Below are 25443 nucleotides of genomic sequence, written 5' to 3'. Positions count from 1 at the left end.
CATCTAACACATTGAATTAAATAATTAAAAAAACACAAAAAAACATTTTCCTTAACCGAACTCATCTTGGTATTAAATTTCGCGCCATCCATTTAAGCGATATTTTTATCTAAAAAAAATTTATTTAATAAGATTGGCGACATGATAATTATTACCGTAAGAACTATTAACGAATTAATATCGCATTTATAACAAAGGGTATTTTATCAAAGGGCAGTTATTGTGTTGGAAGATTAGCTATGTAAGAATCCACATCGTTGTCATGCAGGGAAATATGTGGCATTTATAATGCCACTCACAACAATGATGAGTGCTCTTACTAGCAACTCTCAGGGTTTGGTATAAAATCTGCGAAAGTTAATATCCCAATTGGTTTTATACCCCTAGATAAACTTATTCAAGGCCACCATTATTAGTGAGCCCTGAGTCAACCTGTTAAATCCCGCCCGGATTTAGTTTAGTCGGAATATGTTATTAATCACCGTAAGGATACACATAAATGAAACTCAATAAAATTATGCTGGCCGCGGCCATGACGTTTGGCGCTGTTTCCCTGGCTCAGGCCGCTTCTCAGGGTAGTGGTCAAATCAACTTCACGGGTTCTATCGTTGACGCTCCTTGCTCAATCAAAGGTGAATCAATCCGTCAGGACATTAATCTCGGCGGGATCTCTAAAGCCTTGTTAGCTAAAAAAGATGGCCATTCAACGCCACAACAGGTCAATATCCAACTGGAAAACTGCGATCTGACCGATAAAAATGGCGTCACTCTCACCTTCAGCGGTATCGCAAACGATAAAGATCAGAGCATGCTAGCCCTGGCGGGTAATGCATCTGATGCCGGTATTGTATTTATTGACAGTAGAGGTGAGAAAATCAAGCTGGGTGAAGCCAGCCAGCCTGCAAAACTGGCCGGTACAAGTGCAACGCTGAGCTTCAATGTCTATGTAGCAGCTGCTAGCGCCAGTACCAATATCGTACCCGGCGACTTCACCGCGGTAACTAACTTTGAGCTAGCTTATCAGTAAGTTTTTACGTTTTCCGTTAACGTGCGGCAGCCAGCCGCACGTTTTTTCCGGCAGCAGGAGTGGATTGTCTTCATGACAATAAAATCCAGGACATCTTACATTCTGATGCTGATGCTTGCTTTTTTACCACCAGCCAGGCGATGCAACAGGGTAACGGTGAGGTCTCGCTGAGGGGTGCGATTGTTAATACCCTATGCACTTCGCCCCCCAGGATACCCAACAGAGCATCAGCCTGGGGGCGCTATCGGTATCGTCCTTAACACGTAAGGACACAGTATTCATTAAACGGACAGTCTGGTGACATCCAATCAGCCGGCCACATTGGGTAACAGGGCGTTCAGCAATACCTTTGATGGGTCGACCGAGGGGTCTGCGTTTACTTTACAGGCTAAAACGCCCGGCGTAGCGCTACCTGTGCAAATGATAACCCTTGGCAATATCCGTCTGATTATTTGCTAACACTCATCAGCAACCATAAGCTATTCATCGCTGATAACTATTTCACCGCCAGGCGTTTCAAGCTCGAATATTTTTTATTTTTGATTAGTAAAAAACAGGGTTGAATAATTAATGACATTATGGATTTAGTATGAAACCTATCACGGCACGGAAGCTGTTTAACCTAAGAATCTTATCTGTCTTAATTATTTTAACGATAGGGAATTCTATAAAAAGCAGGGCATCTGACGATATTCAATTCAATACCGATGTGCTGGATTTAGAAGACCGTAAACGCGTTGACCTGAGCCAGTTCTCACGCGAGGGCTATATGATGCCCGGTGATTACACCCTGACGGTGCGCATTAACCGCACCGAACTTTCTGAACAGACAATTACATTTATTCCTGATGAAAATGATGCCAAATCGAGCGTGGCCTGTATTACCCCACAGCTGGTTAAACAGTTCGGTCTGAAGAAAGCCCCGGCTGAAGCACTGGAGTGGCAGCAGCAGGGAAAGTGCCTCAAACTCTCCAGTCTCAAAGGGCTGAAAGTCACCGGCGATCTCGCCACCTCTTCCCTCTATATCAGTATTCCACAGGCATGGCTGGAGTACAGTGCCGATGACTGGGATCCACCGTCACGCTGGGATGACGGTATTCCCGGGCTCCTGCTGGACTATAACCTGAATGTGCAGCAGCAGCGCAGCCATAATAGCGGTGACCGACTTGACCTCAGCGGCAACGGTACCACGGGAATCAACCTGGGGGCCTGGCGGCTGCGCGCCTCCTGGCAGGCGCGGCTTGAGCGTCAAAGCGGCAGCGACAGGCCAACGCAGAAAGCGTTTGACTGGAGCCGTTACTACGCCTGGCGAGCCATTCGAACGCTGGGCGCAAAACTGATGATGGGGGAAAATTACCTCAACTCGGCGATTTTTGACAGCTTCCGCTATATCGGTGCCAGCTTGATATCCGATGACAATATGCTGCCGCCAAATCTGCGTGGTTACGCGCCGGAAGTGACCGGGATAGCAAAAACCGATGCCAAAGTCACCATCAGCCAGCAGGGCCGCGTACTTTACGAAACGCAGGTCGCAGCCGGCCCGTTCCGCATTCAGGATCTGAGTGACGCAGTTTCCGGCCAGTTGGACGTGCGCGTTGATGAGCAGGACGGTAGCGTACAGCGCTTTACCGTCAATACGGCAAATATCCCCTACCTGACGCGTCCTGGCTCCGTCAGGTTCAAAGTGGCCGCCGGTAAACCGGCCGACTGGAAACATCGCACCAACGGGGCGATGTTTAGCACCGGCGAGTTTACCTGGGGGGTCAGTAACGGCTGGTCACTCTACGGCGGCGCAATCGGCGGTGATAAGTACCAGGCACTCTCTGCCGGTGTTGGACGCGACCTGATGTTACTGGGTGCCATCTCGCTGGATGCGACGCAGTCGCGTGCGCGTCTGCCGCATCATGACGGCGCGCTCAGCGGGGGATCCTACCGCCTTAGCTATGCGAAAAATTTTGAACAATACGACAGCCAGATCACCTTTGCTGGCTACCGCTTCTCGCAGCAAAACTTTATGAGCATGTCGGAGTACCTCGATGCCAAACAGGGGGGATATCCCGCAGGCAAAGGTAAACAGATGTACACCGTCACACTGAACAAACAGTTCCGTGATGCCGGACTTTCCGCCTACTTCACTTATACCCATCAGACCTATTGGGACCGTCCGACTAACGATCGCTACAACCTGATGCTGTCACGCTACTTCGACTGGTGGAAGTTCCGTTCTACCAGCGTCTCGCTCTCTGCTTATCGTAATCGCAACGGTCAGCACAAAGACGATGGTCTTTATCTCTCTATCTCCACGCCATGGGGAGATCGCGGCAACATGGGCTACAGCTTTTCGGCAGCAGGCAAAGAGAAGAGTCAGAATCTCACGTGGGCCGATCGTCTGAGCAACGATGACAACTACTCGCTCAGCGCCGGCGACAGTCGCAGCGGCGGACAGATAAGCGGCTACTACACCCACGAAGGTGACACAGCACGCATTAATGCCAGCGCCAGCTACAACCAGGGGCAGTACCGCTCGCTGGGGCTGAATGCGCAGGGGGGAATGACGCTGACCCCTGAAGGAGGCGCCTTGCACCGCATCAACGGCAGCGGCAGTACGCGACTGTTAGTGGATACTGACGGCGTAGCGGACGTGCCAGTGCGCGGTTACGGTAGCAACATTAGAACCAATCGCTTTGGTAAAGCGGTGATCACGGATATTAGCAGTTACTACCGCAATAGTGCGCGCATTGACATCGATAAAATTGGCGATAACGCCGAAGCGATCAACTCAGTTGTCCAGGCGACGCTTACCGAAGGTGCGATTGGCTACCGCCGTTTTAACGTGATCTCAGGGGCAAAAGCAATGGCCATCATTAAACTCGCCGACGGCAGCGTACCGCCATTTAGCGCCAAAGTGGTCAACGCCCGCGGGCAGACCACCGGATTGATTAATGACGACGGCAGCGTCTATCTGAGCGGCATTAAAGCGGGGGAAACAATGAATGTTGAATGGGATGGCAAAGCGCAGTGCGAGATACGAATCCCCATCCCTCTGCCCACCGACGCGGCAGGCCACCAACTACTTCTACCCTGTGAGACGTCAGGAGATACACCGTGATGCATCCCCACTCACAGCAGAATTTCATCATCACTTTGACGCAAGAAATAAAGGTATCACTATGTTTTCAAATAAGTTTATCAAACTCTCGCTCTTGACAGCCGCACTGGTGGCAAATCAGGCTTCGGCAGCAATCTCTCTCGATCGCACGCGCGTAATCTTCGAGGGTACGGCGAAATCAGCCAGTCTCAGTATCACTAACCAGAATCCGCAGCTGCCCTATCTGGCGCAGGCGTGGATTGAAGATGAGAAGGGCAATAAGATCAACTCACCGCTGACGGCCCTACCGCCCCTACAACGCGTCGAAGCCGGGAAAAAGAGCCAGGTAAAAGTACAGGCGCTGCCCGCGGTAAGCCAACTTGCACAGGATCGCGAGACGCTCTACTACTTTAACCTGCGCGAGATCCCCCCCAAGAGTGACAAAGCGAATACGTTACAGATTGCCCTGCAGACGCGCATTAAGCTGTTCTACCGCCCTGCCGCGCTGCATATCCCCCCCAACAGCCCGGCCCCCCAGGAGCAGCTGACGCTAACGCGCAAAGGCGAGCACTATGTGGTCAATAATCCTACCCCTTACTACATCACCCTGATCGACGGGGCCGCCAGCAAGCAGGGAAAATCGCTGGCTGATTTTAAACCGCTGATGCTGGCACCAAAAAGTAGCGGTGAACTGAATGTCACCGCCGCCGCGCTGGGCAACAGCCCGCTACTGAAATACGTTGACGACTACGGTGGACGTCCGACGCTTAGCTTTAGCTGTACCGGCAGCCAGTGCAAAGTAGTGCCCGGCCAGATAACGCAGGATTAAGCGGGAGAAGTGATGACACTCTCCGCACAGGGAGCGACAGGATTATGAGCAATAAACAAACGACAGCAAAGCGTTGCGCGCTGCGCTTCTACCAATCAATACCGATCATCAGCGGGCTTGCGATCGCTGCTGTGCAGGCAAACGTTCCACATCGAATGGTTGACGGTAACAACGGATGGCTAACGATTTCCGGCTCGTTAACGGAAAATGCCTGTCGACTGGAGATGCGCAGTCTGGATCAGACGGTGACGATGGGCAACACCGGCAGCGCCGAGCTGCAGTACCCCGGCGATCGCGCGACACCTGTCACTTTTCAACTCACACTTGAGGATTGTGTCTCAGGCCTTGGCGCACAACGCGACACCAGAACTGGCAATCTGACCTGGAGCACGCTGCAACCCTCGGTATCGGTCTGGTTTTACGGTGCACGCGATAACGATATGCCCAACTACCTGCAGGTCAGCGGAACTCATGGGCTGGCGCTGGCGCTGGCCGACGCAAAGGGTCGGCCGCTACCGCTGAACCAGCGCGCTACGCCACTGCTGCTAACACCGGGCAGAAACACTTTAACTTACACCGTAACACCAGTGCGCACGCCATCGCCGCTGCGCGTGGGGGCATGGCACGCCAGCCTTAATTTCAGGATGATTTATGACTAAGGATAGCGCAATACGCGGGTTGGTGCTGCTGCTAGCGACATGTTGGATTTCGCTTGCCGTCGCCGGAAGTTCGCAACAAACCATCACCGTATCGATGACGGTACTTGATCCCCCGCCCTGTACCATTAACGGCGGCAAGGCGATTGAAGTCGATTTCGGTAAGGTGATTGCCGATGACCTCGACGACAGTGACTACAGTCGTGCAGTGAATATTAACCTCTCCTGCAGAGGCCAGGTAAAAAATCAGCTACGTCTTCAGATTAAAGGGACTCCAGCCAGGGATAACAAAAGCTACCTGCAAACGAACCTCACCAATATGGCAATAAAATTTACCAGTAATGGCAAGATCGTGTCAGTTAATGACTGGCTGAATTTTAACTGGCCGTATACACCTGAGCTGCGCGCAGCCCCAGTGATGAGTCATGCCAATGTGTTGACGGGCGGCGCCTTTAGCGCCAGTGCCACACTGTATGTGGAGTATCAATGATGAAACAGAACAAGCCGTTAATCAGGTTACTCCTGACGCTTACCTTAACCTCAGCCGCAGGAGAAGTCAGCGCTGGTACTGCCGATATCTCTTTTACCGGTACGCTGTTGATAGCACCATCCTGTAAGGTTACATCCCCTCAGGGGGCGCGCATTGAGGTCGATTTTGGCGATCGTATTGGCGTGAAGAAAATAGATGGTGTGCGATACCGTAAGCCGCTCAATTACAAAATGACCTGCAAAAGCAGTCCGTCATCCGGGATGGAGCTTCTACTGACGCTGAAAGGCGATATGGCCACCTTTGATACCACAAAAGCCGCCGTGCAGAGCAGTGTGAAAGGGCTGGCGATACGCATTCTGCAGAACGGCAGCCCGATGGTGATTAATCAGAAGTATAAGGTCACCCCGACAGCGATGCCCACGCTGGAGGCGGTGCCGGTAAAACAGGACGGCGTCACGCTGAAAGAAGGACCGTTTGAGGCCACTGCTAATCTGATAGCTGAATATCAATAGGGAAATTATGCAGATAACCCAATTAAAGTCGCGTACCCTGGCATTATATTTCACTCTCTGTGCCATTTCGCCCACAACCCGCGCACTATCCGACGCTGATAACGTTCATTTTTACGGCACGCTGGTCTCCGAAGCCTGCACGCTGCGGCCCGGCGACGAGACTATTCGCGTAGATTTTAGCGATATCGTCGATAGCTACCTCTATAACAACGGGCGCACTCCGTCGAAGTCGTTTCAACTGCGCCTGCTGGACTGCGATCTGAGTATAGGAAACCAGCTCAGCGTCTCTTTTAGCGGTAATGAGAGCAGCGCATTACCGGGGCTGCTGGCTGTAATGCCGAATAACAGCGGAATTGCTGTCGGTATTGAAGATGCAGAGGGAAAAGCCATAGCGCTTAACAGCGGCAACAAAAAGATCACGCTGGAAAATGGCAATATGACCCTGAAGTTCGCCGCCTGGATTCAGGGCGAGCCACAGGCGATTAAGGCACACAGCATTACGGGCGGTAAATTTAGCGCCGTAGCGACTTTTCGACTCGACTATCTTTAGAAGATTGAAGCTTGAAAAGTATTATTCTGCAGCAAGGCATTTATATTGGCTTATAAAAATCTCTTGATGAAAATATCACCAAAAACCTTAACGGATGAAAAAAAATGAAAAAAACCCTGATACAATATAAAAAGATAGTTTCACTAAAAACTCTTTTCTTACTCATGGTTATATATCCTTTTAGCGCCATAAGCGAAGTCCGTTATAGTAAAACAAACGGCACTTACAGAATTTTCGGCCATGTAGAAGACCCTGTTTTCACAAAAACATCAGGGAATGTAATTACTGGATTAGAGCTATACATATCCAAAAGGGATTATATTTACAAAAAAGGCGCGGATTTTTGTCCAGATGAAAAAAAGGCCACAGAAGTATTAAATAAAATGTTATCAGGAAATGGGACTATGGCATATGAAGGTCATAATTATAATCACGACCGAACGTATAGGTTTTTATTTGGTTGCAATATGTCAGAAAATAGCCCTTGGATATTATGGTATATTGAGTATGGGGATCTTATAAAACCAACCGACTGTAAGCTTGACATTCCCACCAACGTAGAGTTTGGTGAAATCTCAATGGGCACTAAAGGAATAGAGCATAGACTGGAAGGCAGCCTACGCTGTGATTATAAGACATCGGTTGATCTGTCGCTGAGCGGTAAGGCTATTAACGGCACCGGTGATAATCAGAAAATTAAAATCGGTGACGCAATAGTAGGTTATTCTTTTGATAATAACAAAACCACCATCAGCGTCAGTACCGAAAAAGATGTAACGTCAAAATTTAACCTGGACTTTATCCTTAAAGACACCGGTAAAAGCGCCGGTAATAAACAGGAGAACGTGGTGTTAAAAGCCGATTGGTTGTAATCTTAGCTACAAGATATTAATGCGTAAAGAGGCCACTGCTAATCTGATAGCTGAATAACAATAGGGAAATTATGCAGATAACCCAATTAAAGTCGCGTACCCTGGCACTATATTTCACTCTCTGTGCCATTTCGCCCATAAGCAGTGCACTATCCAACACTGATAACGTTTATTTTTCCGGTATGCTGGTAGCCGAAGCCTGTACACTGCGGCCCGGCGACGAGAGTATTCGTGTAGATTTTGGCGAAATATTCAATAAATACCTCTATAAAAATGGGCGTACTCCGTCACAGCCGTTTCAACTGCACCTGCTAGACTGCGATCTGAGTATAGGAAAACAGCTCAGCGTCTCTTTTAGCGGTAAAGAGAGCAGCGCATTACCGGGGCTGCTGGCTGTGACACCAAATAACAGCGGTATAGCTATTGGTATTGAAGATGCAGAGGGAAAAACCATAGCCATTAACAGCGGCAGCAAAGAGATCGCGCTGGAAAATGGCAATATACCCCTGAAGTTCGCTGCATGGATTCAGAGTGAGCCGCAGGCGATTCAGGAACACACCATTTCAAGCGGAGGATTTAGCGCCGTGGCGACTTTTCGACTCGAATATTATTAGAGGATAAAATAATTAAAAATGGAAATATTCACATCAAAAAAAATAATACCTGTCTTATTATTGGTAATACCCTTTACCGCGCAGGGTAAAATAAGCTACAGCTACAAATTCTTTACTTACAGAATATATGGGAATGTAGAGGACCCATTATTTAGAAACAGCATTGTTACTAATAATAAACCTGAGATGACATTCAAGGTGGATGACAATAAAGTACTTACCTCACAAGTTGGTGAAATCTGCAAAGATGAGGAAGCCGCTAAAAAATTATTAAATAAGATGTTAGCTGGGAGTGGTACTATTGCATATAGTAAAAAAGTTGACGCATTTAAAAGACCTGCATTTGAGTTTTATTGCAAAAAAAATTCAAACTCCAGAGAAATATATTATTATTCACAAAATAGTGCCAACCCAGCACCGACGCGTAACTGCAAGCTTGATATCCCTGCTTCGGTAGATTTTGGTCAGGTTGCAGCCAGCAGTGCTGGCACTGAAGTTACACTGGAGGCCGGTATAACCTGCAATCTAAAATCATCGGTTTCACTATCGTTGACAGGTAAGAATATTAATAATCAGCAGATTAAGGTCGGTGATGCTGACGTGTTTTTTATGTTTGAAAATGGTAAAGCGACTACCACAGTAAGCGCAGATAAAGCCGTTAAAACAGCATTCAATCTTTATTTTTATCTTGATAACTCCGGCACGGCTGCCGGAAAAAAACAGGCCAGCGTAGTGTTAAAAGCCAATTGGTTGTAATCTTAGCTACAAGATATTAATACGTAAATAGGTAGAAAAAGCAGAGTGTTGATAAAAAAAAGCTATTGAACATATAAGGATATGTCTCTCGGTGATGCTGTCGTGTTAATATTCCAGACACGGTAAATTTTGGAACAGTTGAATGGGGAAGATCAGGAAAAAAAATTGAACTGAGCGGATATGTTATGTGCAATAGTGCCACCTCAGGCCAGTTACGTCTGTTAAGCACATTCGTGAGCGCCGTTTTAGTCAAAGATGCTTTGGTCTCTTATGCATTTAACGAGGGTAAAAACAGTCAGCGGTTCTATACGACACCGTATGAAAAAGAGCCTTTCTCGTTGATTTTCACCCTGGATTTCACTGGGGCATCATCAGGATATAAGGAAGCCTTAGTGGTTTTTGAAACGACCTGGGACTGAACTTCTGCTGTTCACACCTGCCCGCGCTCCCTGTCATTTATCCTCTCCGGGTCGACGACCTGTCTGACCCGTAACGCCAGCCTCTGGCCTGCCATAAATCTGATTTATGTCGCGAATTGCGTTTGACTGATGCAAAGAGCTAAGAAAATTCTTACAATAGGAGATGATGATTATCCGACCATTTTCACGGAGCGACAGATGGCAAGTCATTTTGCACGTTGGGCACTCGCCCAGACCCGAACCCCGGTACACCGACTCCCACTCCAGCTGGTTGAGCGCGCCGCTCGCTTTGGCGAGAAACGCCGCAGCCGCTATCTGGCCGCCCGCACGCTGCTGGCCGAGCTGATGCTGCGCGTCTACGGCTTGCCGTCGCTGCCAGAGATCACCCTCAGCAGTAGCGGACGCCCCTGCTTCAGCAACCCCGATCTGCCCGATTTCAGCTTCGCCTACGCCGGTAATATGGTCGGCGTGCTGCTGGCGGAAGAAGGCGGCCACGCCGGGCTGGATATGGAGATTGTCCGTGCCCACAGCCGACAGACGCTGGAACACCACTTTGAGTGCCTCTCCTCCGGGGAGAAGGCGTGGATCAACGCGCAGAATGACGTTATGGAGGCCTCAACCCAGCTGTGGACGCTGCGCCAGAGCATTCTTAAGCTGACGGGAGAAGGTGAAAAGGGGATGGATTCGCTGCGCCTGCACCCGGCATCCGGACGTCTGCGTTCGGCGAGCTGGCCGGATATTCATGCGCTGTGCGACGTCGAACCGCTGCTGGTCTGGTCCTGTGCGCTGTCACCCGGCACCGATCGGCTGCACCTGTGGGAGTATGACGGGGAAAAGGGTTGGGAGTCTCTGCGCGATATTAATCTCTATGCGCAAAATCTGGCAACCAGCACGCTGCGTCTGACCAGTCTGCCGACTGAAAAACTCCAGCTTCACTACTGATAAAGCGGGTGGCAGCGCCTGCCACCACCCGTCGGTCGATTAATGCGCGTCGATAAAGGCGATTTTCAGCACGAACAGCAGCGCCACCACCACCACGCACGGGCTGATTTCACGCCAGCGGCCGGTGCCCAGCTTCATCACGCAGTAGGAGATAAAGCCCAGCGCAATCCCTTCGGTAATCGAGAAGCTGAACGGCATCATCGCTGCGGTGACAAACGCCGGTACCGCTTCGGTCAGGTCGTCCCACTTTACGCGGGCCAGGCTGGAGGTCATCAACACCCCCACGTAAATCAGCGCACCGGCAGCGGCATAAGCCGGAACCATGCCCGCCAGCGGTGACAGGAACATCACCAGCAGGAACAGCACGCCCGTTACCACCGCCATCAGGCCGGTGCGGCCTCCGACAGAGACCCCGGAAGAGCTTTCGATGTAGGCAGTGACCGAAGAGGTGCCAATAAAAGAGCCCGCCACGGAGCTGATACTGTCAACGTACAGCGCCTGCTTCATGCGCGGGAACTTGCCTTTCTCATCGGTCAGCCCGGCCTTGTCGGTCACGCCAATCAGCGTGCCGGAGGAGTCAAACAGGTTAACCAGCATAAAGGAGAAGATGATCCCGGCCATGCCCACGTTGAGCGAGTCCTTCAGGTTGACCTGACCCAGAACGGAAGTCACCGGCGGGGGGGCTGAGAATACCCCGGTGAATTTCACATCGCCAATCGCCAGGCCAATCGCCGTGGTGACCACAATCGAGACCAGCACCGCCGCGTGAATATTGCGCGAGGCGAGAATGGCAATAATAAAGAAGCCCAGCGCCCCCAGCAGCACGCTGTGCGAGGTCAGATTACCGACGGTTACCAGGGTCGCTTCATTGGCAACGATAATGCCGGCATTTTTCAGCCCCATCAGCGCGATAAACAGCCCGATGCCGGCGGTGATCCCCACGCGCAGGCTCAACGGAATATTGGCAATCATCCAGTAACGCACGCGGAAGATGGTCAGCAGCAGCAGGCCCACCGCGCCCCAGAAAATCGCCCCCATCCCGACCTGCCAGGAGATCCCCATCGCGCCCACCACGACAAAGGCAAAGAAGGCATTAAGGCCCATCGCCGGAGCCAGCGCCACCGGCAGGTTAGCCACCAGGCCCATCAGGATACTGCCGAAGGCGGCAATCAGGCAGGTAGTGACAAATACCGCCTGGGTATCCATCCCGGCAACGCCCAGAATCTGTGGGTTAACGAAAACGATATACACCATCGTCAGGAAGGTGGTGAAACCGGCAATCACCTCGGTACGGACAGTGGTGCCATGCTCCTGCAGTTTAAAAATCCGTTGTAACAGGCCGGGAGTAGTCATTATGTGATTCCAGAGCGGAGAAAAAATTGTCGGTGGCTATCCTACCCCATAATTCCGCATTTGGGATGCGGGGAGGCGGGTTTTTTCGCAACCGATTGCGCTGTTTTCACCGGCTAATCACCGCCATTAACAGTAATTGACTATACCCGTCATACTTCAAGCTGCAGGTGCGTTGGCTACATTCGTTCACCCGAATCACTTACCAGCGTAAGCTCATCGGGACTCACTCATTTGCCGCCTTCCTGCAGCTCGAATTATTTAGGGTATCTCTACCCGCGCAAACGCGGGGGATATTCCACAAGCTGTCGGTTAACCGGAATAAATCATTCCAGCTCGAAGCGCTGCGTGCGCTCGCCGTTGAGCCAGATTTCGCGCTGCTCACCCGCCGGTAAGCTCAGCGTCAGCGACCGCCACGCCGGGCGGAACAGACCGCGGGTGGTGAGGGTAACGTCGATGCGCTGCGCGCTGGTTTTCATCTGCCAGTTCAGCCACAGGGCATCATCGCGCTGCCAGCCGTGGCTGACGCCATCATCCTCGAAAATCATCCCTTCTGACTGCCCGTCACCGCGCAGCGGGAACAGTTTTAACTCCCGGCTCTGGTCCTGTGCGCTGTCGGCATAGGCAAGACGTGAGGAGAGCGGTAAACCGGCACCGGCGCGCACCAGCAGCGGCAGGCGTTCCAGCGGGGCGTTCAGGGTAATGGTCTGCCCGCCGCCGAACCAGACGCCGCTCCAGAAGCAGTACCAGCCTTCACCGTTGTCCGGCAGCCACACCTCGCGCTGACGCTGGCCCTGTTCCACCACGCTGGCTACCAGCAGATCGCGGCCAATCATAAAGTCGTCGTTTTCACGCCAGGTATTGGCGTCATGCTCGTGGTCGAGGAAGGTCGGGCGCAGCATCGGCTCATCTTCGCTGCTGGCCTGCCACAGCAGGTTGTAAAAGTAGGGCAGCAGCCGGTAACGCAGCTGGATGGCTTCGCGGATCATCGGGGTCACCTGCGGATACATCCAGGGTTCATTGACCGTGCCGTCATCGTTCCACGAATGAATGGTAAAGCGCGGATGCATGACGCCGTTCTGCACCCAGCGCACCAGCAGCTCGGGATCGGGCCGGTCGCCAGAGAAGCCGCCGACGTCGTGACCAATGTTATACAACCCGGACAGGCTCATCCCCAGCCCCATGCGCGTGTTATAGCGCAGGGTCTGCCAGCTGGTGCGGTTATCGCCGCTCCAGGTCTGTACATAGCGCTGCATCCCGGCACAGCCGGAGCGCGAGATCAGATACGGGCGCAGATCCGGGGCAAAGCGCTGCTGCGCTTCCAGCGAGGCACGCATCATCAGCAGCGGCATCACCGGGCGGATATGCTTGATGGCTATCGGCTGGCCGAAGCCGTGACAGCGCGCTTCGCCGTCCCACACCTCATATTCGTTGTTATCGTTCCAGGTCGCGTCGATGCCCTTTGCCAGCAGCTGGGTAGTGACGCCCTCCTGCCACCAGCGCACGGTCGCCGGGTTAGTGAAGTCGAGGTGCGAACCTTCGTCGTCCCAGAAGCTGGAGCGTTCCGGCCTGTCGCTTTCCGAATCGCGGATAAACAACCCCTGCTGCGCGACCTGCTGATACTGCGGATGGTCATGCAGCAGGCAGGGCTTGATATTGGCGGCCAGCTTCAGCCCGGCGTCGTGGAACGCGGCGCTCAGCTGCTCCGGCTGCGGCACCTTGTCGTAGTTCCAGTTGAACACATAGCGCTTGTTGTTGATCGAGGTATAACCCGATGACAGCTGGAATGAGTCACAGGGGATCGCCTGCTCGCGGCACAGGCGGATAAACTGCTGGAGCTGCTCCTGCGCGTCATCCGCATCGGTGTAGTGCATGGTGGAACCGCTGTAGCCGAGGCTCCATTTTGGCCCGAACAGCGTTCTGCCGGTCAGGCGCACAAAGGCTTTGGTCACGTCGATCACCTGCGGCCCGAGCATCAGATAGTAATCCACGTCCCCCGCTTCTGCCTGCCAGCGGCGATAGGCCAGATGGTAGTTATCCAGCTCGTTGCCCAGATCAAGCCAGCAGCTGCTGAGGTTGTCGTAAAACAGCCCGAAGCTGACGCCGGGGCGGCGGGTGATGGTAAACGGGATATGTTTATACAGCGGATCGGTGCTGGCGGCGTTGTAGCCCATCGCGTCGAGGTTGCGCATCTCAAAGCGGCGGCCGGTACGCTCCAGATCGCCGGACTTCTCCCCCAGCCCGTAGTAGCGATCGTCCGGGAAACGGCGCTGATAGTGCGCCACGCCGTCGCCGTGCGCATTCAGCAGATAGGCACCGGTCGGACGGTCGGCGGCCAGCGGCTGCCACTCGCCCGCTGCATCACGGTATTCCCACGTCAGGCACAGCGGCTGATGTACGGTGACGCGCAGCTTATCGGTGCTCAGCACCAGCCGGTCATCATTATGGTCCAGCCGGTAGCCCGGCAGGCTGAAGCCTTGCGTACTCAGGCGATCGCGCCCCTGCCACGGCACATCCTGATCCGGCGCGATGCTCCAGCTACGCTCCAGGCGCAGCGCATGATGCTGCTTGATCAGCACGCGGCACAGGTGCGGCTCCAGCACGTAAAGGCAGAAACTGTGCTGCTCATCCACCGTGAGCTCGATGCGGTCAGGATGCTGGCCAGCCAGCGTCCAGTTTTTTAAGGTTTTCATAAAAACTTATTCTCCAGCCTGGGGGATTTTTTTCCTGCTGCGCTCGGCGACCAACGCAATCAGGAACAGCGCGCCGATCAGGTCAAAAAAGCCCATGGCGACAAACAGTGGGTTAAAACCAACGGTGTCGGATATCGCACCGATCAGTAAGGTAAACAGGAAGCTGGCGACCCACGCGCAGCTGCCGCGCAGGCCGTTGACCGTAGCCATCTGATTTTTATCGAAGGATTCGACCACCAGCGCGCTGAGCATGCAGGAGATCACCTGGTGACCGAAGCCGCCAACGGAGATCAGCGCGATCGCCACCAGCGGATCTTTGGTCAGCGCCACCAGCGCCAGCGACACCATCAGAAATGCCCCAGTAACCGAGCTGGCGACCACCGAGTTAACCAGCGTGCAGCCAAACCACTTGCGGTACAGACGGGTGAGGTAGCCGCTGGCAACACTGCCCAGGTCGGCTGCGAGGAATGGCAGCCAGGCGAACATCGCGATCTGCTTGAGGTCCATCCCGCGTTCGGTCGCGAGGTAGAGCGGCACCCAGAAGCTGAACACCGCCCACGCCGGTTCCGCGAGGAAGGCCGGAATAGCGATGCCGTAGAACTTGCGGTTTTTACTGAGGATTTTCAGTGATGTCCAAAATGGCAGAGCGGGCAGCATCGGCTCATTATCCTGGTGGATCAGTGCATATTCCTGCTGGCTGAGGTTGGGGTGCTGCTGCGGCGAGTGGTAGAAGCGCCACCACAGCAGCACCCACACCAGCGCCAGCCCGCCCGAGAACAGAAACGCCCCCTGCCAGCCCATGGTGGCGTGCGCCAGCACGATCACCGGCGGGGCCAGCATCGCGCCGATGGAGAAGCCGACGCCCGCCCAGCCCGCCGCAACCGGGCGCTCTTTTTTCGGGAACCAGTCACCGATCGCTTTGGCATTCGCCGGGGTAGCTGCCGCTTCGGCACCGCCCATAAAGAAGCGCAGAATAGCCAGATGCAGCCAGCTTCCGGCCCCGGCATGCAGCATGCAGACAATCGCCCAGACGCTGGCGCACAGCAGGAAACCGAGCTTCAGGCCAACCACATCGATCAGCCAGCCGCAGATCGGCTGAAACAGGGTGTAGGCCAGCTGGAACGCCGCCACCACCCAGGAGTACTGTTCGGTGCTCATGTTCAGGCTGGTTTTCAGCTCCGGCGCCAGGATCCCCAACGAGTTACGCGTCAGATAGTTGACGGTAATTCCCAGTAAAAACAGCGCCAGCATCCACCAGCGCAGGGACTTAATTTTACGTCGGTTGCTTTGTACCGCAGTGCGGTTGATTTCCACGCTCATTCATTTCTCCTGGCGACAAAAAGTGCCTGAATCGAAACTAGCCAGCGCACGACTTCAGCGAAACCGGCATTTTTGCAAGGATTTGCATGGAATGGCGCACTACTCACAATAATCGCGATTAATCTCAGGCACAGTGCGGCTATCCGGCCATGAAAAAATTCTCATGACGCAATTTGAAGGAGATCACAGATTGAACGGAAAGCTGAAAATCGCCGAAATTGCCCGACAAACCGGGCTGTCGATCAGCACGGTTTCACGCGTGCTGGCGGGCAAGATGAATACCAGCCCGGCGGCACGCCAGCAGGTCATGGCCTGCGCCCGCAGCAACGGCATTTTGCAGGCGATCTCCTGCGGGCGGCTGATGCTGAACAATATTGTGGTGTTTGCCCCGCAGCGTGCGTTCGACGTGCGCAGCGATATCTTCTACTACAAGGTGATTCAGGGAATTACCGCAGCGCTGGCCAGCCATGAAGTGCGCCTGCGCTACTGCGGGCTGGAGGAGACTGACAGCGACCGCAGCCTGTTTCTCAGCAAGATGAGCGAGCCGGAAAGCGAAGCGGCGCTGATTATTGGTATTGATGATGACGTGATCCACCAGCTGGCCGCCGAGCTGCATAAACCCTGCGTGCTGATCAACTGCAGCGATCGCCAGATGCGCCTCGACAGCGTTTCTCCCGATCATCAGCGCATCGGCGAGTTCGCCGCCAGCTACCTGATTGAGCAGGGCCACACCCGCATTCTCAACCTGCAGTGCCTGCGTCGCGCCACCATGGAGCTGCGCCTGAGCGGTATTCGCCAGGCCTGGGCGCGGCATCATATGGCGTTTGACGAGCAGCAGCATCTGATCACCACCGCCGGCTTTGGCAGCGAAGAGGCGGAGCAGGCGCTGGGTGCCTGGCTGCGAGGGCTGGCCGCCAGCGAACGGCCCACCGCCATCCTCGCCGGTGGCGACTATATGGCCGCGGGCGCGCTCAGGGCGCTGCAAAAACAGCAGATTGCGGTGCCGGGGGAGATCTCGGTGATGAGCACCGACGGCTTTAACCTGGCGGAGATCGAAGATGTACCGCTAACCTCGGTGCAGGTGCCGCGCGACGAGCTGGGCTTTGAGGCGCTGCAGCTGCTACAGCGCCGCATCCTGCAGCCTGACTCGCCGCCCTGCACCATGCTGCTGCAGGGAAAGCTGGCGCTGCGCGACTCGGTTAAACGCCTCGGCGCCTCACGCATCATGCCCGCTTACAGCAGCGGCAAGCACGGTTTATACGATCGCACATCGTAAATCAGCCAATATTCACGCTACTATCTGACCTTAGCCCAGCAAAAATGAAGGAAGCGGTATGACGGTGGAGTGTATTTTTTTTGATTGCGACGGCACGCTGGTGGACAGTGAAATGCTCTGTACCCAGGCCTATGTGAACACGTTTGCCAGGTTCGGCGCGCAGCTGTCACTGCAGGAGATGTTTGAGAAATACAAAGGCGTGAAGCTGTACGACATTATCGCCGATGTCTGCCAGCAGCACGGTCTTGATACCCCGGTTGAGATACTGGAACCCGCCTATCGCCAGGAGGTTGCGCGGCTGTTTGATCTTGAGCTGCAGCCCATTCGTGGGGCAAAAGCGCTGCTGGAACAGATCGACGTGCCGATGTGCGTGGTGTCCAACGGCACGGTGCCCAAAATGCAGCACTCGCTCGGCCTGACGCAGATGCTGCCGTTTTTTGCTGACCGACTGTACAGCGGCTACGATATCCAGCACTGGAAACCGGAACCGGAACTGATGTACCACGCGGCCAGGCAGATGGGCGTGCCGGTTGAGCGCTGCATTCTGGTGGATGACTCAGAAGCGGGTGCCAGAGCGGGCATCGCCGCCGGGATCCCGGTATTCTACTACTGCGTGGATGCGCACAATCCGCCGCTCGATCATCCGCTGGTGACGGTATTTGACGATATGGCCCAGCTGCCCGATCTGTGGCGCGCCAGGGGCTGGCAGCTCACACGCGGATAAAAACAGCAACGCTGTCGGGGCGGACCTTCTTGATCGGTCCGTCCTCCTGCTGATTGGTGCGCATGGGTCACACGCGGGCCGACCAGGAGAAGCGGTCGGCCCCTACGCGACCGCCGGCAGATAAATCATCGTCATCAGGCCTGCGTGCCCTATCCGCTAATTTCTCAACCAATCGCCCCCAGCGTATCCTCATCCTGCCCCTGCTTTTTCGGCAGCAGGAACAGCGTGGCGAAGATATCCAGCAGGTAGATCAGCGCCAGCAGGGTAATAGCGGCGGTAAATGACCACTGGCTGACCAGCAGGCCAATCACCAGCGGACCAAAGCCGCCCACGCCACGACCCAGGTTAAACAACACGTTCTGCGCGGTAGCACGCACTTTCACCGGATAGATATCGGATATGAGCGCACCGTAGCCGCCAATCATGCCGTTGACGAACATTCCCATCAGCGCGCCGGTAAACAGCATCACCGTCGGGTCACGCAGCTGCGCATAAACCACCACCATCACTACCGCACCGACCTGATAAATCAGGAAGATTTTCCAGCGCGCGAAGCGATCCGCCAGCAGGCCAAACAGCCAGATGCCGAAGGTCATGCCGACCACCGTTACCGCCGTCCACAGGCCGGATTTGGTCAGCGAGAAGCCAAACTGCGTGGAGAGGTAGCTGGGCATCCAGATCATCAGGCCGTAATAGCCGAAGTTCTGCACCGAGCAGAGAATAAAGATGCCGATGCTGGCTTTGGTGGTGGCGGCATCGGCAAACAGCAGCCTGATGCGCGCCGGGAAAGACAGCCCCTGATTGACATCCACATGACGGGTGAACGCTTCCGGCTCGCCCATGCCGCGGCGAATAGCAAACGATGCCAGCGCGGGCAGCAGTCCAACGAGGAACATGCCGCGCCAGCCGATAATATCCAGCAGGAAAGGGGTAATAAACGCCGCCAGCAGGACGCCCAGCTGCCAGCCCATGCCGACCCACGCCGAGGCGCGATTGCGCTTGTTAGCAGGCCAGGCTTCAGCGATCAGCGCCATGCCGATGCCAAATTCACCGCCCAGCCCCATTCCCGCCAGAGTACGGTAGGCCAGCAGATCCCAGTAGCCCTGCGCCACGGCGCACAGCCCGGTGAACAGAGAAAACATCAGGATAGTAAAGGTCAGCACGCGAATGCGCCCAAGGCGATCGCTAAGGTGGCCGAAGATAATCCCGCCCAGCACCGCGCCGATCAGCGTCCAGGTCACCAGTGAACCCGCCTGGGAGGAGGTCAGCACCAGCGCCGCGCTAATCGCCGGCAGCATAAACCCGAGGATCAGCAGATCGAAGCCGTCCATTGCATAGCCGCTGACGGCGGCGATCATTGCTTTACCCGGCGTGACGCCGCGCTTGTCCGGTGGGGAGACTGACATGCTTTTAACCTTCTGGTTTGGATTTTGCCGCAAGTATAAGTTTCAACGCGGCGACAAGCCAAAGGAAAAACGGAGTGGATAGAGAGTCAGCCGGCCGTCTGGAGCTGACGGCCTGAGGGAGAGAGAAAGAAGCAATGATGTTCAGTGGCAGATATGCGCCATCTCCGCTTCAGACAGAGCGGTAATTTTTATCACGGTGCTGCGATCGATGCCGTTTTGCAGCATGCTGCGCGCTAATTCTATCCGGGCCTGATTAAGGCCTTTTTCAAAACCACGCTTTTCACCGAGCTGGATACCCTGTTCAATACCCTTCTCAATACCCTTCTGCTCAAGCTGTTGTGCAATAGTCATCAGTTCGTCCCCATGTTGCGGCACGCGTTGTGCCAGCTCACGAACAAAGGCTTCAGCGTCCAACGTTTCGCCAGCCTGTACAATGTAGTGTACCAGCGATACTACCTGTGATGAAGAAAGATATCCGGCCAGCAGGATGGGAACAAGCTTGTCCATCAGTTCTGCCAGATCTCTGAGATGAATGTGTTTCTGCAGCAGGGTCAGTGCCGCCAAACTGCGATGGTCTGCGATTACATCGTCAGATATAACGGTGACATCAACCAGGGGAAAATGACTACTGTAAAGCTTCGCCGCTAGCGCCGGATTACAAAATTCATCCAACCAGCAGGTTGAATAGGGATACGGGGTACGCTTCCCCATATAGAACAGCACGGGTATTACCAATGGCAGCTTTTTATGGCCCGCATCAAGATGCCGCTGCATTGATGCTACTGCATACCGCAACAACCTGAATGCCATATGTTTATCTGGGGTCGACTGGTGTTCAATGAGCACGTGGATATAACCATCATCTTCATCCGTAGTCTTCAGGCTGTAGAGCACGTCGCTAAAATACTGGCGGAGGTTATCCTCAACAAAGGAACCTGACTCAAGCTTCAGCGTACTGAGGTCACAGATAGCGTGCAGTTCTGCCGGAAGATGGATATCCAGGAAGTCGCGTGCAACCTCCGGATGCGTCAGAAACTGGCGAAATGTTGCATCATGGGGGGTCGGCGTACTGCTTTTATTATTCATTGGCTGATAGCTTTCCATGCTGGTTACCCGAAATTACAACAAGCATCGTTCAGAATAATAAAATGCTTGTGCAAAACAGAAATCCTGAACATATTTTGCACAGTTTATAGACAAAAAAAAGGCCAGACGTGCTGGCCTCTATCTTTCTCCGGCTGCTTAGCCCGGACTGTTTTCGCCGCTGTCGTCGCCGGTCAGCAGCTTATCCAGCTGGTCGCCACCCACGTGGCGGAAATCCTGGCCTTTGACGAAGTAGAAGATAATTTCGCAGATGTTCTGGCAGCGGTCACCGATACGCTCGATGGCGCGGGCGCAGAACAGCGCGGTCAGCACGCTGGGGATGGTGCGCGGGTCTTCCATCATATAGGTCATCAGCTGACGCACGATGCCCTCATACTCCTGGTCCACTTTCTTATCTTCGCGGTAGATCTCAATCGCCGCGTTCAGGTCCATACGCGCGAAAGCATCCAGCACGTCGTGCAGCATCTCAATGGTGTGGTGCCCCATCGACTCCAGGCTTACCAGCAGCGGCTGATGCTGCTGGGTGAATTTTTCCAGCGCGGTGCGGCAGATCTTCTCGGCCACGTCACCGATACGTTCCAGCTCGGAGATGGTTTTGATGATCGCCATCACCAGACGCAGGTCGCTGGCGGTCGGCTGACGTTTGGCGATGATGCGCACGCAGGCTTCATCAATCTCCACTTCCATCATGTTGACCTTGTGATCGCCTTCGATCACCTTATTCGCCAGCTCACCGTCCTGATTGTGCATCGCGGTGATCGCGTCGGTCAGCTGCTGTTCAACCATGCCGCCCATGGTCATCACCTGGGTGCGGATGTGCTCCAGCTCGGCGTTGAACTGGCCGGAGATGTGTTTGTTCAGGTTCAGGCTATCCATTGTGTTCTCCAGTCAAATCAACCGTAACGGCCGGTAATGTAATCTTCAGTCTGCTTCTGATGCGGCTTGGTGAACAGCGTATCCGTGTCGCTGAACTCGATCAGTTCGCCGAGGTACATAAATGCCGTGTGGTCGGAGCAACGCGCAGCCTGCTGCATGTTGTGGGTCACGATCACCACGGTGTAATCCTGTTTCAGTTCGGTAATCAGCTCTTCGATGCGCCCGGTCGAGATCGGGTCGAGCGCCGAACATGGCTCATCCAGCAGCAGCACTTCCGGGCGGATAGCGATGCCGCGCGCAATGCACAGACGCTGCTGCTGCCCGCCGGAGAGACTGTAGCCGCTCTGATGCAGCTTGTCTTTGGTTTCTGTCCACAGCGCGGCTTTAGTCAGCGCCCACTGCACGCGCTCGTCCATATCGGCACGCGACAGTTTTTCGAACAGGCGCACGCCAAACGCGATGTTGTCGTAGATCGACATAGGGAACGGGGTTGGCTTCTGAAACACCATGCCAACTCGCGCGCGCAGCAGGGCGATATCCTGGTTTGCGGTGAGAATGTTTTCACCATCCAGCAGGATCTCGCCTTCAGCACGCTGCTCAGGATAGAGCGAAAACATCTTGTTAAAGGTGCGCAGCAGGGTGGATTTGCCGCAGCCTGACGGGCCGATAAACGCCGTCACCTGGTTTTTCGCGATATCCAGATTGATATTTTTCAGCGCATGGAATTTTCCGTAATAGAAGTTCAAATCACGAACCTGAATCATCTTGGCGGAATTACTCATCATTTTTATCTCACTTAGTCCGCACCGCTTAAGCCGTGCGGCACAGTATTAATGTTTGCTCTTGGCGAAAATCACGCGGGCCAGGATGTTCAGTAACAGTACGCACAGCGTAATAATCAGCACGCCCGCCCATGCCAGGCTCTGCCAGTCGGCAAACGGGCTCATGGCGAACTTAAAGATAGTGACCGGCAGGTTCGCCAGCGGCTGCATCATGTCGGTGCTCCAGAACTGGTTCGACAATGAGGTAAACAGCAGCGGGGCGGTCTCTCCGGCAATGCGGGCAATCGCCAGCAGCACGCCGGTGAGGATGCCGGAAACCGACGCTTTCAGGGTGATTGCCGAAATCATCTTCCATTTCGGGGTGCCCAGCGCGTAGGCCGCTTCACGCAGGCTGTCCGGCACCAGTTTCAGCATGTTCTCGGTGGTGCGGATCACAATCGGGATCTGCAACAGCGCCAGCGCGACCACGCCAGCCCAGCCGGAGAAGTGCTGCATCTGCGCCACCACGATGGTGTAAACGAACAGACCGACGACGATAGACGGCGCGGAGAGCAGAATGTCGTTAATGAAACGGGTGATCTCTGCCAGCCAGGATTTACGCCCGTACTCGGCAAGGTAGATACCCGCCATAATGCCCAGCGGCGTGCCAAATACCGTGGACCAGAGGATCAGCAGGCCGCTGCCCGCGAGGGCGTTAGCCAGCCCGCCACCCGCCGTGTTCGGCGGTGGGGTGTTTTCAGTAAACAGCGACAGCGACATGCCGTCGATACCGCGTGTCACCGTAGCGAACAGGATCCACACCAGCCAGAACAGGCCAAAGGCCATGGTCAGCAGCGACAGGGTGAGGGCAATGCGGTTCTTCATGCGGCGCCACGCCTGCATTTTGCGGCGTGAAGCTAGCAGCTCGGCGCGAGCCTGCATTTCCATGGTGGTCATGAGCGCGCTCCTTCACTTTTCGCCAGGCGCATAATCATCAGTTTTGAACAGGCCAGCACGATAAAGGTAATCACAAACAGGATCAGGCCCAGCTCCATCAGCGCAGCGGTGTGCACGCCGGATTCGGCTTCGGCAAACTCGTTGGCCAGCGCGGAGGTAATGCTGTTGCCCGGCATAAACAGCGACGCGCTGTCGAGCTGGTAGGTGTTACCGATGATAAAGGTCACCGCCATGGTTTCACCCAGTGCGCGCCCAAGGCCGAGCATCACGCCGCCGATCACCCCGTTCTTGGTGAACGGCAGCACCACGCGCCAGATCACTTCCCAGGTGGTACAGCCGATGCCATAAGCGGACTCTTTCATCATCACCGGCGTCTGCTCGAATACGTCACGCATTACCGAGGCAATGTAAGGAATGATCATGATCGCGAGGATAATTCCGGCGGCCAGGATACCGATACCAAATGCCGGACCGGAGAACAGCGCACCGACGATCGGGATGTTCGCCATCACATCGCCCACCGGCTGCTGGAAATAAGTGGCGAACAGCGGGGCGAAGATAAACAGCCCCCACATGCCGTAGACAATGCTGGGGATCGCCGCCAGCAGTTCAATCGCCACGCCTAACGGGCGACGCAGCCAGGCGGGTGCCAGTTCAGTCAGGAACAGGGCGATGCCGAAACTGACCGGGACAGCGATCAGCAGGGCGATAATCGAGGTCACGACGGTACCGTAAATCGGCACCAGCGCACCAAATTGTTCGTTAGGCGCATCCCACTCTTTGGTCCACAGGAAGGAGAAACCAAATTTCTGGATGCTCGGCCATGAGGAGAACAGCAGGGAAACGATAATACCGCCAAGCAGCAACAGCACAATCAGCGCAGCCAGTTTGACCAGTGCGCCGAAGATGATGTCACCTTGCTTGCCGGGAGCTTTGAATGTCGGCTTGGTTGCAGCCATAGCAGTCTCGATAGTGAAATTGTCGGGGCGGCATCGCTGCCGCCCGGAGTACAGGCCGGGGGTTCCCGGCCCCTACAAATACTGACTTCGCTTAGTACAGTGCTTTACCTGAGCTGTCTTTTACGTTGGCTTTCCAGGCAGCACGGATCTGCTCAACCACGGAATCCGGCAGCGTGGCGTAGTCCAGGCTGGTCGTGGTTTTGCCACCGTTTTTGTAGGCCCAGTCAAAGAACTTCAGCACGGTTGCGCCTTTCTCAGCGTTAGCCTGCTCTTTGTGAACCAGAATGAAAGTGGTTGAGGTGATTGGCCAGGCGTTGTCGCCCTTCTGGAAAGTCAGATCCTGAGCAAACGATTTGCTCCAGTCAGCGCCTTTAGCCGCATCGCTGAAGCTCTGCTCGCTTGGCTCAACCGCTTTGCCATCGGCATCCATCAGCTTGGTGTACGCCAGGCTATTCTGCTTGGCGTAGGCATACTCAACGTAACCGATTGAGCCTGGCAGACGCTGAACAAACGCGGCCACGCCGTCGTTGCCCTTGCCGCCCAGACCGACTGGCCAGTTAACGGTGCTGCCTGCGCCAATTTTGCCTTTCCAGTCGCTGTTCACTTTTGACAGGTAGCTGGTGAAGACGAATGAGGTGCCTGAACCGTCAGCGCGGCGCACCACGTTGATGTTGGAGTCTGGCAGCTTCACGCCCGGGTTCAGCCTGGTGATAGCCGGGTCGTTCCACTTTTTGATGGTGCCAAGGTAGATGTCGCCAACGGTTTTGCCGTCCAGCGTCAGCTGGCCAGATTTGATACCAGGAATATTAACCGCCAGTACCACGCCGCCAATAACTGTCGGAAACTGGAACAGGCCATTTTTGGCTAAATCTTCGTCTTTCATCGGCGCATCTGACGCACCGAAATCGACGGTTTTCGCAATGATCTGCTTCACGCCGCCGGATGAACCAATCCCCTGATAGTTAACCTGGCTGCCCGTTTCTTTGTTGTACTCCGCAGCCCATTTGTTATACACAGGGGCAGGGAAAGTCCCGCCAGCACCGGTCAGATTCGTCGCTGCCATGGCAGAAACAGCGCTCAGAGAAAGGGTTACTGCGACGAATTTAGCCAGGGTTTTGTGCATCAGTGTCATGTTCCCTCCACGGGATTGAAAAGTCAGGTCAGTTGCCGTGTTTGTCTAATTAATGATTGCTGCTGGAGGCAAAATAGGACAGTTTGGTGACAGTAAAATGTACGTTATATGACACTTTTGTGACGACCTT

The 25443-nt window shown here is 54.4% G+C and carries 24 protein-coding genes; 14 read left to right on the top strand and 10 right to left on the bottom strand.

The features are described 5' to 3' along the window. Positions 1-499 precede the first annotated feature (499 nt). The 12 genes from QLG07_RS14495 to QLG07_RS14440 all read left to right on the top strand — a co-directional run bounded on the left by QLG07_RS14495 (position 500) and on the right by QLG07_RS14440 (position 10755). Complete coding sequence (locus tag QLG07_RS14495) at positions 500-1027, top strand: fimbrial protein (RefSeq protein ID WP_282469493.1); 528 nt, start codon at positions 500-502, stop codon at positions 1025-1027. Between the two features lie 589 nt (positions 1028-1616). Further along, a complete protein-coding gene (locus tag QLG07_RS14490; protein WP_282469492.1) occupies positions 1617-4136 on the top strand; it encodes an outer membrane usher protein in 2520 nt (839 codons plus the stop codon). 61 nt (positions 4137-4197) lie between these two features. After that, a complete protein-coding gene (locus QLG07_RS14485; RefSeq protein WP_282469491.1) occupies positions 4198-4944 on the top strand; it encodes a fimbria/pilus periplasmic chaperone in 747 nt (248 codons plus the stop codon). A gap of 44 nt (positions 4945-4988) precedes the next feature. Next, a complete protein-coding gene (locus QLG07_RS14480) occupies positions 4989-5603 on the top strand; it encodes a fimbrial protein (RefSeq protein ID WP_282469490.1) in 615 nt (204 codons plus the stop codon). Next, positions 5596-6090 (top strand): fimbrial protein, encoded by a 495-nt coding sequence (locus tag QLG07_RS14475; protein WP_282469489.1) that lies wholly within the window; start codon positions 5596-5598, stop codon positions 6088-6090. Before QLG07_RS14480 ends, QLG07_RS14475 begins: the two co-directional genes overlap by 8 nt. Next, positions 6087-6602, top strand: coding sequence for a fimbrial protein (locus QLG07_RS14470; RefSeq protein WP_282469488.1), 516 nt, complete (start codon positions 6087-6089; stop codon positions 6600-6602). Before QLG07_RS14475 ends, QLG07_RS14470 begins: the two co-directional genes overlap by 4 nt. A gap of 7 nt (positions 6603-6609) precedes the next feature. Continuing rightward, the gene (locus QLG07_RS14465; RefSeq protein WP_282469487.1) at positions 6610-7152 is read left to right on the top strand and encodes a fimbrial protein; all 543 of its coding nucleotides are present in this window, start codon (positions 6610-6612) and stop codon (positions 7150-7152) included. A 104-nt stretch (positions 7153-7256) separates the two neighbouring features. After that, on the top strand, positions 7257-8024 hold the full coding sequence (locus QLG07_RS14460; RefSeq protein WP_282469486.1) for a hypothetical protein: 768 nt from the start codon (positions 7257-7259) through the stop codon (positions 8022-8024). Between the two features lie 71 nt (positions 8025-8095). After that, positions 8096-8638, top strand: a complete 543-nt coding sequence (locus tag QLG07_RS14455) for a fimbrial protein (protein WP_282469485.1) — start codon at positions 8096-8098, stop codon at positions 8636-8638. Between the two features lie 18 nt (positions 8639-8656). Then, positions 8657-9394, top strand: a complete 738-nt coding sequence (locus tag QLG07_RS14450) for a hypothetical protein (protein ID WP_282469484.1) — start codon at positions 8657-8659, stop codon at positions 9392-9394. Between the two features lie 185 nt (positions 9395-9579). Next, positions 9580-9813 carry a hypothetical protein gene (locus QLG07_RS14445; RefSeq protein ID WP_282469483.1) on the top strand — a complete coding sequence of 78 codons (234 nt, stop codon included), beginning with the start codon at positions 9580-9582 and terminating at the stop codon, positions 9811-9813. A gap of 198 nt (positions 9814-10011) precedes the next feature. After that, positions 10012-10755, top strand: a complete 744-nt coding sequence (locus QLG07_RS14440) for a 4'-phosphopantetheinyl transferase superfamily protein (RefSeq protein ID WP_282469482.1) — start codon at positions 10012-10014, stop codon at positions 10753-10755. A 39-nt stretch (positions 10756-10794) separates the two neighbouring features. On the opposite strand, the gene QLG07_RS14435 is transcribed toward QLG07_RS14440, so the two are convergent. The 3 genes from QLG07_RS14435 to QLG07_RS14425 all read right to left on the bottom strand — a co-directional run bounded on the left by QLG07_RS14435 (position 10795) and on the right by QLG07_RS14425 (position 16118). Next, positions 10795-12108, bottom strand: a complete 1314-nt coding sequence (locus tag QLG07_RS14435) for an NCS2 family permease (protein ID WP_062818525.1) — start codon at positions 12106-12108, stop codon at positions 10795-10797. A gap of 323 nt (positions 12109-12431) precedes the next feature. Then, complete coding sequence (locus tag QLG07_RS14430) at positions 12432-14798, bottom strand: glycoside hydrolase family 31 protein (RefSeq protein WP_282469481.1); 2367 nt, start codon at positions 14796-14798, stop codon at positions 12432-12434. A 6-nt stretch (positions 14799-14804) separates the two neighbouring features. After that, positions 14805-16118 (bottom strand): MFS transporter, encoded by a 1314-nt coding sequence (locus QLG07_RS14425; protein ID WP_062818526.1) that lies wholly within the window; start codon positions 16116-16118, stop codon positions 14805-14807. A gap of 190 nt (positions 16119-16308) precedes the next feature. Here QLG07_RS14425 and QLG07_RS14420 point away from each other — a divergent pair, with 190 nt between their 5' ends. Both QLG07_RS14420 and yieH read left to right on the top strand, forming a co-directional pair. Further along, complete coding sequence (locus QLG07_RS14420) at positions 16309-17394, top strand: LacI family DNA-binding transcriptional regulator (protein ID WP_133622356.1); 1086 nt, start codon at positions 16309-16311, stop codon at positions 17392-17394. A gap of 58 nt (positions 17395-17452) precedes the next feature. Next, complete coding sequence (yieH, locus tag QLG07_RS14415; RefSeq protein WP_048917927.1) at positions 17453-18118, top strand: 6-phosphogluconate phosphatase; 666 nt, start codon at positions 17453-17455, stop codon at positions 18116-18118. A gap of 164 nt (positions 18119-18282) precedes the next feature. Here yieH and QLG07_RS14410 read toward each other — a convergent pair whose 3' ends face one another. The 7 genes from QLG07_RS14410 to pstS all read right to left on the bottom strand — a co-directional run bounded on the left by QLG07_RS14410 (position 18283) and on the right by pstS (position 25313). After that, positions 18283-19524 (bottom strand): MFS transporter, encoded by a 1242-nt coding sequence (locus QLG07_RS14410; RefSeq protein WP_048917928.1) that lies wholly within the window; start codon positions 19522-19524, stop codon positions 18283-18285. Between the two features lie 141 nt (positions 19525-19665). Continuing rightward, a complete protein-coding gene (locus QLG07_RS14405; RefSeq protein WP_282469551.1) occupies positions 19666-20610 on the bottom strand; it encodes an Rpn family recombination-promoting nuclease/putative transposase in 945 nt (314 codons plus the stop codon). Between the two features lie 156 nt (positions 20611-20766). Continuing rightward, complete coding sequence (gene phoU, locus QLG07_RS14400) at positions 20767-21504, bottom strand: phosphate signaling complex protein PhoU (RefSeq protein ID WP_048917930.1); 738 nt, start codon at positions 21502-21504, stop codon at positions 20767-20769. Between the two features lie 17 nt (positions 21505-21521). Further along, positions 21522-22289, bottom strand: coding sequence for a phosphate ABC transporter ATP-binding protein PstB (gene pstB / locus QLG07_RS14395; protein ID WP_048917931.1), 768 nt, complete (start codon positions 22287-22289; stop codon positions 21522-21524). Between the two features lie 45 nt (positions 22290-22334). Then, positions 22335-23222 carry a phosphate ABC transporter permease PstA gene (pstA, locus tag QLG07_RS14390; protein ID WP_048917932.1) on the bottom strand — a complete coding sequence of 296 codons (888 nt, stop codon included), beginning with the start codon at positions 23220-23222 and terminating at the stop codon, positions 22335-22337. After that, positions 23219-24181 (bottom strand): phosphate ABC transporter permease PstC, encoded by a 963-nt coding sequence (gene pstC, locus QLG07_RS14385; protein ID WP_048917933.1) that lies wholly within the window; start codon positions 24179-24181, stop codon positions 23219-23221. The genes pstA and pstC overlap by 4 nt, the downstream gene beginning before the upstream one ends. Positions 24182-24272: 91 nt before the next feature. Continuing rightward, positions 24273-25313 (bottom strand): phosphate ABC transporter substrate-binding protein PstS, encoded by a 1041-nt coding sequence (gene pstS, locus QLG07_RS14380; protein WP_282469480.1) that lies wholly within the window; start codon positions 25311-25313, stop codon positions 24273-24275. Positions 25314-25443: the final 130 nt, after the last annotated feature.

Origin of the sequence: Erwinia sp. V90_4 (genome assembly GCF_029967685.1) — a bacterium.
Classification (GTDB): domain Bacteria; phylum Pseudomonadota; class Gammaproteobacteria; order Enterobacterales; family Enterobacteriaceae; genus Erwinia; species Erwinia aphidicola.
This window is presented reverse-complemented; position numbering and strand designations above follow the sequence as displayed.

What these genes read in the sequence shown, in the direction of transcription:
- QLG07_RS14455 (WP_282469485.1), top strand. Translation starts at nt 8,096, where the DNA reads ATGCAGATAACCCAATTAAAGTCGCGTACCCTGGCACTATATTTCACT.
- QLG07_RS14465 (WP_282469487.1), top strand. Translation starts at nt 6,610, where the DNA reads ATGCAGATAACCCAATTAAAGTCGCGTACCCTGGCATTATATTTCACT.
- QLG07_RS14475 (WP_282469489.1), top strand. Translation starts at nt 5,596, where the DNA reads ATGACTAAGGATAGCGCAATACGCGGGTTGGTGCTGCTGCTAGCGACA.
- pstS (WP_282469480.1), bottom strand. Translation starts at nt 25,313, where the DNA reads ATGACACTGATGCACAAAACCCTGGCTAAATTCGTCGCAGTAACCCTT.
- pstC (WP_048917933.1), bottom strand. Translation starts at nt 24,181, where the DNA reads ATGGCTGCAACCAAGCCGACATTCAAAGCTCCCGGCAAGCAAGGTGAC.
- QLG07_RS14430 (WP_282469481.1), bottom strand. Translation starts at nt 14,798, where the DNA reads ATGAAAACCTTAAAAAACTGGACGCTGGCTGGCCAGCATCCTGACCGC.
- QLG07_RS14450 (WP_282469484.1), top strand. Translation starts at nt 8,657, where the DNA reads ATGGAAATATTCACATCAAAAAAAATAATACCTGTCTTATTATTGGTA.
- QLG07_RS14490 (WP_282469492.1), top strand. Translation starts at nt 1,617, where the DNA reads ATGAAACCTATCACGGCACGGAAGCTGTTTAACCTAAGAATCTTATCT.
- QLG07_RS14470 (WP_282469488.1), top strand. Translation starts at nt 6,087, where the DNA reads ATGATGAAACAGAACAAGCCGTTAATCAGGTTACTCCTGACGCTTACC.
- QLG07_RS14445 (WP_282469483.1), top strand. Translation starts at nt 9,580, where the DNA reads ATGTGCAATAGTGCCACCTCAGGCCAGTTACGTCTGTTAAGCACATTC.
- QLG07_RS14405 (WP_282469551.1), bottom strand. Translation starts at nt 20,610, where the DNA reads ATGAATAATAAAAGCAGTACGCCGACCCCCCATGATGCAACATTTCGC.
- QLG07_RS14410 (WP_048917928.1), bottom strand. Translation starts at nt 19,524, where the DNA reads ATGTCAGTCTCCCCACCGGACAAGCGCGGCGTCACGCCGGGTAAAGCA.
- QLG07_RS14485 (WP_282469491.1), top strand. Translation starts at nt 4,198, where the DNA reads ATGTTTTCAAATAAGTTTATCAAACTCTCGCTCTTGACAGCCGCACTG.
- QLG07_RS14425 (WP_062818526.1), bottom strand. Translation starts at nt 16,118, where the DNA reads ATGAGCGTGGAAATCAACCGCACTGCGGTACAAAGCAACCGACGTAAA.
- QLG07_RS14460 (WP_282469486.1), top strand. Translation starts at nt 7,257, where the DNA reads ATGAAAAAAACCCTGATACAATATAAAAAGATAGTTTCACTAAAAACT.
- pstB (WP_048917931.1), bottom strand. Translation starts at nt 22,289, where the DNA reads ATGATGAGTAATTCCGCCAAGATGATTCAGGTTCGTGATTTGAACTTC.
- QLG07_RS14435 (WP_062818525.1), bottom strand. Translation starts at nt 12,108, where the DNA reads ATGACTACTCCCGGCCTGTTACAACGGATTTTTAAACTGCAGGAGCAT.
- phoU (WP_048917930.1), bottom strand. Translation starts at nt 21,504, where the DNA reads ATGGATAGCCTGAACCTGAACAAACACATCTCCGGCCAGTTCAACGCC.
- QLG07_RS14495 (WP_282469493.1), top strand. Translation starts at nt 500, where the DNA reads ATGAAACTCAATAAAATTATGCTGGCCGCGGCCATGACGTTTGGCGCT.
- yieH (WP_048917927.1), top strand. Translation starts at nt 17,453, where the DNA reads ATGACGGTGGAGTGTATTTTTTTTGATTGCGACGGCACGCTGGTGGAC.
- QLG07_RS14440 (WP_282469482.1), top strand. Translation starts at nt 10,012, where the DNA reads ATGGCAAGTCATTTTGCACGTTGGGCACTCGCCCAGACCCGAACCCCG.
- QLG07_RS14480 (WP_282469490.1), top strand. Translation starts at nt 4,989, where the DNA reads ATGAGCAATAAACAAACGACAGCAAAGCGTTGCGCGCTGCGCTTCTAC.
- pstA (WP_048917932.1), bottom strand. Translation starts at nt 23,222, where the DNA reads ATGACCACCATGGAAATGCAGGCTCGCGCCGAGCTGCTAGCTTCACGC.